Source organism: Leucobacter sp. GX0328 (genome assembly GCF_053567315.1).
The window spans coordinates 421,154-433,859 of sequence record NZ_JBSGPC010000001.1 but is presented as its reverse complement, the minus strand read 5'-3'; the positions used below and the strand labels follow the sequence as shown (position 1 = coordinate 433,859).

Below are 12,706 nucleotides of genomic sequence, written 5' to 3'. Positions count from 1 at the left end.
GAATCCCCAAGCGCCTAGTATGGCATTGCGCCCGGACCGGTCGACGTTCGCGATGCCTGGCCGATCAGCCTACGAATAGCGGCCTATGCGCTGTCAATGGATGCAAAGCTCAGAGCTTTCTTGGCGCCTCCTGAAAATGCGAACCTCATATGATTGAACGGTGGATGAGCAGCGACAGACGCAGACCGATCGGCCGGCCGTGCCGCATGCCGAGGGGCCCTGGCAGCGGGTGTCCCCGAAGTACGCCTGGGCTGACCTCGCGGGCAATCTGCTGTGGGTGCTCATCGTCGTCGCCGGGCTCGTCGTCCTGCTGACCGTGCCGGCACCGGGCGCGGTGCCCCTCATCGTGCTCATCGCGGTGGCAGCGGTCGCCGCGATCAGCCTGGTCAGCGCGCTCCTCGCCTTCCGGCGGGTGCGGGCCATCGGCTACATCCTCAGAGAGGACGACCTCCTCTTCCGCCGAGGCATCATGTTCGAGCGCGTCGTGGCGGTGCCCTACGGCCGACTGCAGCTCGTCGACGTGACGCGAGGCCCCGTGCTGCGCGCGCTCGGCCTCGCGACGCTCAAGTTCGTCACGGCCTCTGCGGCCACGGGCGTGCAGCTGCCCGGTCTCGCACTGGAGGACGCGGAGGAGCTGCGCGATCGCCTCGTGCACCTCGCCGAATCGCGCAGGTCGGGCCTGTGACGCCCGAAGACCTGCCGCACGACGGGGGAGCGCAGACCGGCGCGCTGCTCCCCGGCACCGCCGATGCCGACGGCTGGCGCCGCCTGCACCCGCTGTCTCCGCTCTTGCGCGGCGGCATCGTGCTCGTCGTTGTCATCGGTATCGTGGTCGCGAATTTCCGCGACCGCTTCGTCGAGCTCTTCGTCACCGACCGGGTGCTCGGCGACCGGGCCGGGTCGGGCGAACGCGGCGGCGATATCCTCGCACTGATCGAATTCCTCGTCGACCGGGGTCTGCTCCTCGCAGTGATCGGCGGCCTCGTCGCGCTGCTCGCCGTCATCGTGCTGCTCGCCTGGCTCTCGTGGCGCTTCGCGACCTACCGCGTGACCGACGACGCGGTCGAGGCGCGCAGCGGCGTGGTCTTCCGCAACCACCGTCGCGCTCCGCTCGAACGCATCCAGAGCGTCAACCTGCAGCGCTCGCTGCCCGCCCGCGTGCTCGGGCTCACCAAGATCGAGGTGGTCACGGCCGGTCAGGGAGGCAAGGTCGCGCTTGCCTACCTCGGGCACCGCGACGCGAAGACCGTGCGCGAGCAGATCATCAGGCGCGCCGCGATCATGCGCGGCGACGTCTCTCCGGCGATCCGCAGCGCTGGGGGAGGCGCCGCCGCGCCGCAGCCCGCGGGCGTCCCGCAAGACCCTGCGACCGCGGGTGCCTCCGCGGTGCAGCGGCTCGACGAGCGCGTGACCGACTTCATCGACGAAGACGTCGACCCCGCCGCGCTCGCCGAGCGCACCCTCGTGCGCGTGCCGGTCGGCCGCCTCACCGCCAGCATCGCGCTCGCGTGGGAGGGCGTCATCGCGGTGCTCGGCATCCTGCTCGTCGTGGTCTTCGCCGCGAGCGGAGCGATCGGGCTGCTGCTCGACGGCCCCGACTTCGTCGCGGCGATGAGCGCGGCCGTGCTCTTCAGCGCCGTGCCGCTCGTGCTCGTGCTCGTCGGCGTGATGATCTCGCAGTTCAACAAGGGCTTCCGCTTCACCCTGTCGCGCGACGGCGAAGCCGTGCGCATCGGGGCGGGCCTCACCGCCACGGCGACCGAGACCATCCCCTTCGGCCGCATTCACGCGGTCGAGGCGCGGCAGCCGCTCCTGTGGCGGCCGCTCGGCTGGTGGCGCGTGCGCATCACCGTCGCGGGCCACTCCGCCGCCGAGGCCGGGCAGAACCAGTCGCAGAACGTGGTGCTGCCCGTGGGGCGCGAAGACGACGTGCTGCGCGTCATCGAGACCCTGCTGCCGGGAGCCGCGGGCGGCATCTCCGCGGGGCTCGCGGGCGACGGCGCCGACTACCTCGGGGCCGGCCGCCGCTCCGCCTGGGTGCTGCTCTGGGGCAGACGACGTGCAGGGATCGCGCTCGTCGACCGCGGTGCACCGCATTCGACGCTCCGCGTGCGGCGGGGCGCCCTGACGCGATCCCTGTCGATCATGCCCGTCGTGCGCGCCCAATCGGTGCAGCTGCGCCGTCCGCTCGTGCACCGCATGCTCGGGCTCGCCTCGGTGCAGGCGCACACCGTGCTCGGGCCGGTGCGCATGGAGATGCGGGGCCTCGACCTCGCCGCCGGCCGCGCGACCTTCGACGCGCTCGCCGCCGAGGTGCTCGCCGTGCAGGGCGCCGATGTCGCTCGAGCCCGGCAGCGGCGGGGCGCATGATCGGGGCGGAGGCATCGCGCCTCGGCATCGGCATCATCGGAGCCGGCCGCGTCGGCCCCGTGCTCGGCCGCGCGCTCGCGGGAGCCGGCCACGCCATCACCGGCATCAGCGCGATCAGCGAAGCCAGTCGCGAACGAGCCGATGCCATGCTGCCCGACGTTCCCGTGCTCGAGGTGCCCGACATCGTGCGGCGCTCGGAGCTCGTGCTCTTCGCGGTGCCCGGCGACCAGCTGCCCGAGCTCATCGCCGGTCTCACCGCGACCGGTGCCTGGCAGCCGGGCCAGCTCGTCATCCATACCTCGCCCGCCCACGGCTACGGCGTGTTCGCCCCCGCGCTCGCCGCGGGCGTGATCCCGCTCGCGCTGCACCCCGCGCTCGTGTTCACCGGCACGAGCCTCGACCTGACGCGGCTCGCCGAGGCCACCGTCGCCGTCACCGCCCCCGCCCCGGTGCTGCCCATCGGCCAGGCGCTCGCCGTCGAGATGGGCGCCGAACCCGTCGTCGTCGCAGAAGCCGACCGCCCGGCGTACGCCGAAGCCGTCGAAGCCGCCGCCGAGTTCTCGGCCGCGGTCGTGCGGAGCGCCGTCGCGGGCCTCGTCCCGCTCGGCATCGACGACCCGGCCCGGCTGATCGGCGGCATCGTGCGCGCCGCGGTCGACGAGCAGCTGCGCCGGGCCGAGACTCCGGGGGATCCGCCCAGCGCGTCGGTGCTCTGAGCGTTTCGTGGAGCCGCATGCACCACCCGGGCTTGCGCAGTGGTGCGTACGACTCCACGGCGCATCTCGCGATGCACGGCCGGGTAGACTTGCCCGGTACGTCGAAACACACGGAGGAACCCGCCGCGATGAGTGAGCAGCCTGCAGCCGCACCCGCCGAGAACACTGCCGACCACGAAGCAGAGCGCCTCGAACAGGCGGAGATCTTCGAGCAGAAGCAGGTGCGGCTCGACAAGCGCGCCCGGCTGAACGAGCTCGCCGCCGGTGACCTCGCGGCGGGCGCCTACCCGGTCGCCGTGCCCGTCACCGCCACCATCGGCGAGGTCCGCGCGCAGTGGGGCCACCTCGAAGAGACCCCCGACTCCGCCTCGGGCGAGACCGTCGGCGTCGCCGGCCGCATCGTCTTCCAGCGCAACACGGGCAAGCTCTGCTTCGCCTCGCTGCAGGCGGGCGACGGCACCCGTATCCAGGCCATGGTGAGCCTCGCCGGCGTCGGCGAGGAGTCGCTCGCCGCGTACAAGGAGCTCACCGACCTCGGCGACCACCTCTTCGTGAGCGGCGAGGTCATCTCGAGCCGCCGCGGCGAGCTCTCCATCATGGTGAGCGAGTGGTCGATCGCGGCCAAGGCCCTGATGCCCCTGCCGAACATGTATGCCGAGCTGAACGAGGAGACGCGCGTGCGCCAGCGCTATCTCGACCTCATCCAGCGCGAGCAGGCCCGCATCAACGTGGTCACCCGCGCCCGCACCATGGCGAGCCTGCGGCAGACGTTCGCCGAGCGCGGCTTCATCGAGGTCGAGACCCCGATGCTGCAGACCATGCACGGCGGCGCTTCGGCCCGTCCCTTCGAGACGCACTCGAACGCCTTCGACACCGAGCTCTTCCTGCGCATCGCACCCGAGCTCTACCTCAAGCGCGCCGCCGTCGGCGGGCTCGAGCGCGTCTTCGAGATCAACCGCAACTTCCGCAACGAGGGCGCCGACTCGACCCACAGCCCCGAATTCGCGATGCTCGAGTCGTACCAGGCCTACACCGACTACCACGGCATCGCCGACCTGACGCAGGACCTCATCCAGCATGCCGCGATCGCCGTCAACGCCGGCACCGAGCGCGCCGGCACCGCCGTCGTGCAGTGGGCCGACGGCACGCTCTTCGACCTCGGCGGCGACTGGGACCGCATCTCGATGTACGGCACCCTCTCGGAGGCGGCGGGCCGCGAGATCGCCCCGGAGACCGGCGTCGCCGAGCTCCAGGCCATCGCCGACGCCGAAGGCGTCGAGGTGCACCTGCCGAACCACGGCAAGCTCGTCGAGGAATTGTGGGAGCACTTCGTGAAGGGCGGCCTCACCCGCCCGACCTTCGTCATGGACTTCCCGGTCGAGACGAGCCCGCTCACCCGTCACCACCGCAGCATTCCCGGCGTGGTCGAGAAATGGGATCTCTACGTGCGCGGCTTCGAGCTCGCCACGGGGTACTCCGAGCTCATCGACCCCGTCGTGCAGCGCGAGCGCTTCGTGCAGCAGGCCGCCGAAGGCGCCCGCGGCGACGACGAGGCGATGCCGATCGACGAGGAGTTCCTGCGCGCCCTCGAGCACGGCATGCCCCCGACCGGCGGTATGGGCATGGGCATGGACCGGCTCCTCATGGCGCTGACGGGACTGGGCATCCGCGAGACGATCCTCTTCCCGCTCGTCAAGTAGAAGGTGCGCGGCGGGGTGCCGAGCCCGCCCGGGACTAGGGCAAGGGATCCCGGCGCTGTCGTGCCTTCGGCACGCCACGCCAACCTTGATGCGTCCCGGTCGGGCCCGGCACCCCGCTACTCGGCTCTGCCTCCGGGCGGGACGGGGCCCGTCCCGCGGAGGCCCAGGATCCCTGCGGGAACGGGCGATAGAATCGGGCATTATGGATAACTGGTGGCTCAACGCGGTCTGGTCGCTCACGCCGACCGTGCTGATCGGTCTCTTCTTCTTCTTCGTGCTGCGCTGGATTCTGCGCGCCGACCGCACCGAACGCCGCGTATCGCAGCAGATCGAGAACGAGGAGCGGGCGAAGGCGGGCCTGCCCCCGCGCGAGTAGATCTCGCCGCGAGCGCTGCAGGCCTCGCAGAGGCCACGGGCGATTCTCGCGGGGTCGTGCTCCCGATACAGTAGAGCGAACCGCTGTGCGGTCCGATACTGCAATGGAGGTGCGATGACCATCGAATGGACCGGTTTCAGCTGGGCCTATGCCTGGACCATCACGGTCCTCGTCGTCGACAACCTGATCCGCATCACCGCCCTCTTCGTCGTACCGCGCAACCGCCGCCCGACCTCGGGCATGGCCTGGCTGATGCTCATCATCCTGGTGCCCGTGCCCGGCATGCTGCTCTTCCTCATCATCGGCTCGAAGCGTCTGCCGAAGGAGCGCGAGCGCAAGCAGGAGGGCATCAACCAGATCGTCGCCGACCTCGCCTCGCGCGAGGAGGAGAGCCTCGTCGCCGACGTCGAAGAACTCTCGTCCGGCGTCGAGAACGCGGTGCGCCTCGGCCGCTCGCTCGGCGCGCAGCCCCTGCTGATGGGCAACACCGCCCGCATCTGCATCGAGTACGAGGAGTCGTTCGCGCAGATGGCGGCCGCCATCGACCGCGCCGAGCAGTACGTGCACGTCGAGTTCTACATCCTCGTGCACGACTCGACCACCGACATCGTCTTCCGCGCCATGCGGGCCGCCGTCGCGCGCGGCGTCAAGGTGCGCGTGCTGCTCGATCACATCTCGGCCGTGCGCAACCCCGGGGCGAAACGCACGCGCAAGAGCCTCACCGATCTCGGCGCCGAATGGGACTACATGCTGCCCGTGCGCCCCTGGCGCGGCGAATACCAGCGCCCCGACCTGCGCAATCACCGCAAGCTGCTCGTCGTCGACGGCCGCGTCGGTTTCATGGGCTCGCAGAACCTCATCGACTCCAACTACAACAAGCGGTCGAACATCCGCCGCGGCCTCCACTGGCGCGACCTCATGGTGCGCGTCGAGGGGCCGATCGTGCTCGGACTCGAAGCCGTCTTCCAGGGCGACTGGTTCCTCGAGACCGGCGAATATCTCGACCACCTCGCCGAGGGCGACTTCGCCGCGTCGAAACCCGGCGTGCTGGATTGCCAGATCGTGCCGAGCGGCCCCGGATACGCGGGCGAGAACAACCTCCAGGTATTCGTCGCGCTGCTCTACGCGGCCCGGCACCGCATCAGCATCACCAGCCCCTACTTCGTGCCCGACGGGTCGATCATGAACGCGCTGCGCGCCGCGACGGCCCGCGGCGTCGCGGTCGAGCTCTTCGTCTCCGAGATCGGCGACCAGGCCGTCGTCTACCATGCCCAGCGCTCGTACTACGAGGAGCTGCTGCGCGCCGGGGTGCGCATCTGGATGTTCCGGCCGCCCTACATCCTGCACTCCAAGCACTTCACCATCGACGACTCCGTCGCCGTCGTCGGCTCGTCGAACATGGACCAGCGCTCGTTCGGCCTCAACATGGAGATCTCGATGGTCGTGCACGGCGAGAGCTTCGTGAACGACCTCGACGGGGTGAACGACTACTACCGTGCGAACTCGCGCGAGCTCACCATGGAGGAGTGGCAGCAGCAGCCGCTGCGCTGGCAGCTGCTCGACGGGCTCGCGAGGCTCACTTCGGCGCTGCAGTAGCGGCAGGGATCGCAGCGCGGGGCTACTCCTGCGTGATCAGCCACTCGTGGGCGCCGGCGGTCGCAGCCGCCATCGAGTCGACGGTGGCTCGGGTGCGCTCGCGCACGTCGGCGTCGAAGCCCTCCGACTGGCACACGCCCTGCGGCATGTCCGAGGCGACCGAGCACCACTTGTAGCCGCCGTTCTGCATGTTCGTCGCCGCTGTCCACGCGACGTCGTTCGTCGTCCAGCTGCCGTCTGGCTGCTTCGCGAACTGCACGCGGCTGAGCAGGAACTCGTTGTTCACGCGGTTCTCGGGCGGGGCGCTCTCGCTGATGAAGTTGCCGGTGCTGTAGAGGATCCACTTGCCGTTGTAGTTCTCGAGCGGCTGGATGGCGTGCGGGTGGTGGCCGTACACGAAGTCGAACTGACCGCTGTCGACGAGCTGATGCGCCAGTTCGACCTGGCCGCCCGTCGGCTGGCTCCAGTACTCCTCGCCGATGTGCTGCACGCCGATGACGAGCTCGGCCCCCATCTCGCGCGCCTTCTGCGCCTTCGCGATCGCGCGCTCCGGGTCGGTGCGCGGCTCCTCCTCGCGGTAGTCGACCTGCCACCAGAACTCGTTGAAGTTGCCGTTCACCGAGAAGGTGTTCGTGATGATCGCGATCTTCACGCCGTTCGCCTCCACGATCAGCGGCACATCGCGCTCGCCCTCGGCCCGGTACGTGCCGGTGTGCGCGAGACCCGCGGCATCGAGCGTGTCGAGCGTGCGCACGAGGCCCTCCGTGCCCATGTCGACGCTGTGGTTCGAAGCGGTCGTGCACACATCGAAGCCGACGGCCTTCGCCGCATCCGCGACCTCGGGCGGCGTATTGAAGTTCGGGTAGCCCTGGTACGGGCCGCCGGGGGCCGAGAGCGGCGTCTCCATCTGGCAGACGGCGAGATCGCTGCGATCGAGGTAGGGCTTCGCTCCCTCGAAGAGCGGCACGAAGTCGAAGTTCTTGCCCGCCTCGTTGGTCGGGATCGCGAACGGGGTCCAGAGGCCCTCGTGGAAGAGCAGATCGCCCGCGACCGCCACCGATACGCAGTGCTCGGTCGGGCAGGCGGGGCCCACGCCCGGCTGCGGTTCCGGGGTCGGTTCGGGCGTCGGCGTCTCAGTCGCCACCGGCTTCTCGGGGGCCGGGGCGGGCTCCTCGGGCGCGCAGCCCGCGAAGCCCAGAACGAGCAGTAGAGCCGCTCCGGTCGCCGTTGCCGTGTGGAGTACGCGCCGCTTCGTCATACGGATCATCCTATAAGCGCCCCGGGCGCCAGCCGCGGAGGAGGAGGGGCGATCCCTGCAGGGCGGCGAGAGACCGTTGGTCTTCGTTCACCTTCCGTTCACCACCGCGCAGACCGCCGGTTACCCGGGGTCCGTAGCGTAGCTGCATGTCGGGCCTCGCATGCTCGGCCCCCGGATCACATCGAGAAATGGATACGACCAGAAGTGAAGTTCTCCCCCGTGCTCAAGACCGCCGCTATCGGCGGTATCGCCATCCTCGCCCTCACCTCCTGCGCCGCGAATGAAGCAGCGACCGAGGGTGCCGCCGCCTCGAGCGGCCTCTCGGGCGAGCTCTCCGGCTCGGGCGCCTCTTCGCAGGGTGCAGCCCAGGAGGCATGGATCGCCGGTTTCCAGACCGCCAACGCCGATGTCACCATCAACTACGACCCCACCGGTTCGGGTGCGGGTCGCGAGACCTTCCAGCAGGGCGCCGCCGCATTCGCCGGCTCGGACCGCGCATTCAAGACCGACGAGATCGCGGCCGGCCCCTTCGACGGCTGCGCCACCGGCGACGTCGTCGAGATTCCTGCATACATCTCGCCGATCGCCATCGTCTTCAACGTCGACGGCGTCGACAGCCTGAACATGGATGCCGCGACCGTCGCCGGCATCTTCTCGGGCAAGATCACCACCTGGAACGACCCCGCGATCGCCGCGCTCAACCCCGACGCGACCCTCCCGGACACCGCGATCTCGGCCGTGCACCGCTCCGACAAGTCGGGCACCACCGGCAACTTCACCGAGTACCTCGAGGCCGCAGCTCCCGAGGCGTGGACCTCGGGTGCGATCGAGGAGTGGCCGACCGAGCTCGGCGGCGAGGGCGCGCAGGGCACCTCGGGCGTCGTCGAGGCCGTCAGCAACGGCGTCGGCACCATCGGCTACGCCGACGCCTCGAAGGCCGGCGACCTCGGCACCGTCAAGATCAAGGTCGGCGAGGAGTTCGTCGAGTACACTCCCGAGGCCGCATCGGCGATCGTCGACGCGTCGACCCTCGAGGCCGACCGCACCGAGCACGACCTCGCGATCGAGCTCGACCGCACCTCGACCGAGGCCGGCGTCTACCCGATCGTGCTCGTCAGCTACCTCGTCGGCTGCGAGGAGTACACCGATGCCGCGAGCGCCGAGCTCGTCAAAGAGTACTTCGGCTACATCGTGAGCGCCGAGGGCCAGGACGTCGCCGCAGAGGCAGCGGGCAGCGCCCCGATCTCGGACGATCTGCGCGCACAGGCGCAGGTCGCGATCGACGCGATCAAGTAACCGCACCGGAGCGGGGTATCGTCGCAGAACAGGGTCAGCCCCTGATTCGGCGCGGTGCCCCGCTCCTGCCGGTCGCCCGGCCCGCCGCCGTGCGCCCCGCACCACTCCGTTCGACGCCCCTAGTCTGTAAGGAACGCACCTCGTGACTTCACCCGCGACCACGCCGAAGCCCGTGCTGAGCATCGGCGATCGTGTGTTCTCCCGCTCGGCGACCTTCGCCGGCAGCATGATCCTCGTCACCCTCGCCGCCGTCGCGATCTTCCTCATCGTCCGCAGCATGCCGGCGTTCACCGCGACCGGCGAGAACGCGTCACTGCTCACCACGAACTTCTGGGCCTACGTCGGCCCCCTCGTCTTCGGCACGGTCTGGGCCGCGGCCCTCGCCCTGCTCTTCGCGCTGCCGCTGTCGATCGGCATCGCCCTCTTCATCTCGCACTACGCGCCCCGCAAGCTCGCCAGCATGCTCGGCTACGTCGTCGACCTGCTCGCGGCCGTGCCCAGCGTGGTCTACGGCCTCTGGGGCATCGGCGTGCTCGCCCCGGCCGCGCAGCCGGTGTACGCCTGGCTCAACGCGAACCTCGGGTGGATCCCGCTCTTCAGCGGCGTCGTCTCGGGCACCGGCCGCACCATCCTCACCGCCGCCCTCGTGCTCGCCGTGATGATCCTCCCGATCATGACCGCGATCTGCCGCGAGATCTTCCTGCAGGCCCCGCCGCTGCACGAGGAGGCCGCGCTCGCCCTCGGCGCGACGCGGTGGGAAATGATCCGGATGGCCGTGCTCCCGTTCGGGCGCCCGGGCATCATCTCGGCCGCGATGCTCGGCCTCGGCCGCGCGCTCGGCGAGACCATGGCCGTCGCCATGGTGCTCTCGGCGACGGGCATCGTCAGCTTCAAGCTGCTCGCCGCCGAGAACCCCTCGACCATCGCCGCGAACATCGCGCTCTCGTTCCCCGAGGCCTACGGCGAGAACATCAACGTGCTCATCGCAACCGGTCTCATCCTGTTCATCGTGACCTTCCTCGTGAACGCGCTCGCCCGCTGGATCATCAGCCGTCGCGCCGAGTTCTCAGGGGCGAACTGATGCTGCAGCAGACGCAACGCACAGAAAAGGGAAGTCGCCCAGTGGCCCTCACCATCCGCCCGGTCAGCGCCGGCTCCACGCTCGCAGGCAACCGGCTCTCGCGCCGTATTCCGTGGGTCGTGCTCGCGGCGAGCTTCGCCGCCTCGATCGCGCTCTTCGCCCTGCTCGCACTAGCGTCGGGCGGCGAGTTCTCGCTCGTCGGCGCCGTGCTCATCGGCGCCATCGGCTACCTCGTCGTCATCACGGTGCTCTCCTTCTCGGTCGAGGGCAGCCGTCAGGCGCTCGACCGCTTCGTCACCGGTCTCGTGGCGGGCGCCTTCCTGCTCGCCATGGTGCCGCTCATCTCGGTCGCCATCACGGTGATCGGCAACGGCGCTGCCCGCTTCGACGCCGAATTCTTCAACTCGTCGATGCGCAACGTCACCGGCGAGGGCGGCGGCGCGCTCCACGCCATGGTCGGTACGCTGCTCATCACCCTCGCCGCCACCATCATCTCGGTGCCGCTCGGTCTCATGACCTCGATCTATCTGGTCGAGTACGGCCGCGGGCGCCTCGCGAAGACCATCACATTCCTCGTCGACGTCATGACCGGCATCCCGTCGATCGTCGCGGGCCTCTTCGCCTACGCCGTCTTCGCCGTGTTCCTCGGGCCCGGCGTGCGCATGGGCATCGTCGGCGCGGTGTCGCTCTCGGTGCTGATGATCCCTGTCGTCGTGCGCTCGAGCGAAGAGATGCTGCGGCTCGTGCCGAACGAACTGCGCGAGGCGTCGTACGCGCTCGGCGTGCCGAAGTGGCGCACCATCATGAAGATCGTGCTGCCCACCTCGATCGCCGGCATCACGACCGGCATCATGCTCGCCATCGCCCGCGTCATCGGCGAGACCGCGCCGCTGCTCATCACCGCCGGGTTCACCGCGTCGATGAACTACAACCTGTTCGCCGACCGCATGCAGTCGCTGCCCGTGTACGTGTACACGCAGTTCGCGAACCAAGGCAACCCCGCCTTCGCGTTCCTCGAGCGCGCCTGGGCCGCGGCCCTGCTCCTCATTCTCATCGTGATGGCTCTCAACCTGGTCGCGCGCATCGTGGCCCGGGTGTTCGCCCCGAAGACCCGGTAGTCGCGGCAGGCCCCGCCCGCCGTCTCCGCACGATCTCCCAGACTCCACAGAAAGAATCACTGCATGTCGAAGCGCATCGAGGTTTCCGACCTCAACGTCTACTACTCGAAGTTCCTCGCCGTCGAAGGCGTCTCGATCGACATCGAGCCGCGCAGCGTCACCGCCTTCATTGGCCCCTCGGGCTGCGGCAAGTCGACCTTCCTGCGCACGCTGAACCGGATGCACGAGGCCATCCCCGGCGCCTACGTCGAAGGCGAAGTGCTGCTCGACGGCGAAGACCTCTACGGCACCGGCGTCGACCCGGTGCTCGTGCGCCGCCAGGTCGGCATGGTGTTCCAGCGGCCGAACCCCTTCCCGACGATGTCGATCCGCGAGAACGTGCTCGCCGGTGTGCGCCTCAACAACCGCCGCATCTCGAAGGGCGACGCCGACGACCTCGTCGAGCGCTCGCTGCAGGGTGCGAACCTCTGGAACGAGGTCAAGGACCGCCTCGACAAGCCCGGCGCAGGCCTCTCCGGCGGCCAGCAGCAGCGACTCTGCATCGCCCGCGCGATCGCCGTGTCGCCCGAGGTGCTGCTGATGGACGAGCCGTGCTCGGCCCTCGACCCGATCTCGACTCTCGCGATCGAGGATCTCATCGACGAGCTGAAGCAGCAGTACACGATCGTCATCGTGACCCACAACATGCAGCAGGCCTCGCGCGTCTCCGACCGCACCGCTTTCTTCAACATCGCCGGCACCGGCAAGCCCGGCAAGCTCATCGAGTACGACGACACCAAGAAGATCTTCTCGGCCCCGGCCGTGCAGGCGACCGAGGACTATGTCTCCGGTCGCTTCGGATAGGCGACGGAGACCCGCGACCGAGACGGTCGCGGCGCCCTCGCACGGCAGCCAGAAATGTCTGCCGTCGCCGAGCGAGCGCGCTGGTCGCTTCGGATAGGCGACGGAGACCCGCCTTAGCCCCGCGTCACCGCGCGTTCGGCGTTGTCGATCCCTGTCCCTGCTGCTTCGTGGGGGCAGGGATCGATGCCGTCCGCGGCAGACAGCTCGGGTTCACAAGCAACTCCCAGGCCCGCCGCTCGCGCCCGGGCGTAGTGTGGCGCCGTGAACAGCAGTGCTGATTCGGGCTCATCGCTCGAAGCCGTCGCGGCAGAACCGGTAGCGGGGCGGGGTCGCCTGCGCCCCGGGCTCGCGC

At 69.6% G+C, this 12,706-nt stretch carries 11 protein-coding genes; 10 read left to right on the top strand and 1 reads right to left on the bottom strand.

The genetic code is table 11. The annotated features are described in order from the left end of the window. The first annotated feature begins 160 nt into the window (after positions 1–160). The 6 genes from ACUYTF_RS01915 to cls all read left to right on the top strand — a co-directional run bounded on the left by ACUYTF_RS01915 (position 161) and on the right by cls (position 6,758). Complete coding sequence (locus tag ACUYTF_RS01915; protein ID WP_434141110.1) at positions 161–685, top strand: PH domain-containing protein; 525 nt, start codon at positions 161–163, stop codon at positions 683–685. Next, positions 682–2,370: a PH domain-containing protein gene (locus tag ACUYTF_RS01910; RefSeq protein ID WP_434141111.1), complete on the top strand. Its 1,689-nt coding sequence runs from the start codon at positions 682–684 to the stop codon at positions 2,368–2,370. The genes ACUYTF_RS01915 and ACUYTF_RS01910 overlap by 4 nt, the downstream gene beginning before the upstream one ends. After that, positions 2,367–3,086, top strand: coding sequence for a DUF2520 domain-containing protein (locus ACUYTF_RS01905; RefSeq protein WP_434141113.1), 720 nt, complete (start codon positions 2,367–2,369; stop codon positions 3,084–3,086). The genes ACUYTF_RS01910 and ACUYTF_RS01905 overlap by 4 nt, the downstream gene beginning before the upstream one ends. A gap of 128 nt (positions 3,087–3,214) precedes the next feature. Further along, positions 3,215–4,786 (top strand): lysine--tRNA ligase, encoded by a 1,572-nt coding sequence (gene lysS / locus ACUYTF_RS01900; protein ID WP_434141114.1) that lies wholly within the window; start codon positions 3,215–3,217, stop codon positions 4,784–4,786. A 202-nt stretch (positions 4,787–4,988) separates the two neighbouring features. Beyond that, positions 4,989–5,162, top strand: a complete 174-nt coding sequence (locus ACUYTF_RS01895; protein WP_434141115.1) for a hypothetical protein — start codon at positions 4,989–4,991, stop codon at positions 5,160–5,162. 114 nt (positions 5,163–5,276) lie between these two features. Then, positions 5,277–6,758: a cardiolipin synthase gene (gene cls / locus ACUYTF_RS01890; protein ID WP_434141117.1), complete on the top strand. Its 1,482-nt coding sequence runs from the start codon at positions 5,277–5,279 to the stop codon at positions 6,756–6,758. 22 nt (positions 6,759–6,780) lie between these two features. On the opposite strand, the gene ACUYTF_RS01885 is transcribed toward cls, so the two are convergent. Continuing rightward, a complete protein-coding gene (locus tag ACUYTF_RS01885) occupies positions 6,781–8,016 on the bottom strand; it encodes a CapA family protein (protein ID WP_434141118.1) in 1,236 nt (411 codons plus the stop codon). 204 nt (positions 8,017–8,220) lie between these two features. On the opposite strand from ACUYTF_RS01885, the gene pstS reads away from it, so the two are divergent. From pstS to pstB, 4 genes are all read left to right on the top strand, one after another. Further along, positions 8,221–9,312, top strand: a complete 1,092-nt coding sequence (gene pstS, locus ACUYTF_RS01880; RefSeq protein WP_434141120.1) for a phosphate ABC transporter substrate-binding protein PstS — start codon at positions 8,221–8,223, stop codon at positions 9,310–9,312. A 142-nt stretch (positions 9,313–9,454) separates the two neighbouring features. Then, positions 9,455–10,393: a phosphate ABC transporter permease subunit PstC gene (gene pstC, locus ACUYTF_RS01875; protein ID WP_434141122.1), complete on the top strand. Its 939-nt coding sequence runs from the start codon at positions 9,455–9,457 to the stop codon at positions 10,391–10,393. Next, positions 10,393–11,511: a phosphate ABC transporter permease PstA gene (gene pstA, locus ACUYTF_RS01870; protein WP_434141124.1), complete on the top strand. Its 1,119-nt coding sequence runs from the start codon at positions 10,393–10,395 to the stop codon at positions 11,509–11,511. The genes pstC and pstA overlap by 1 nt, the downstream gene beginning before the upstream one ends. 63 nt (positions 11,512–11,574) lie before the next feature. Continuing rightward, positions 11,575–12,354 carry a phosphate ABC transporter ATP-binding protein PstB gene (pstB, locus tag ACUYTF_RS01865; protein WP_434141126.1) on the top strand — a complete coding sequence of 260 codons (780 nt, stop codon included), beginning with the start codon at positions 11,575–11,577 and terminating at the stop codon, positions 12,352–12,354. Positions 12,355–12,706 lie beyond the last annotated feature (352 nt).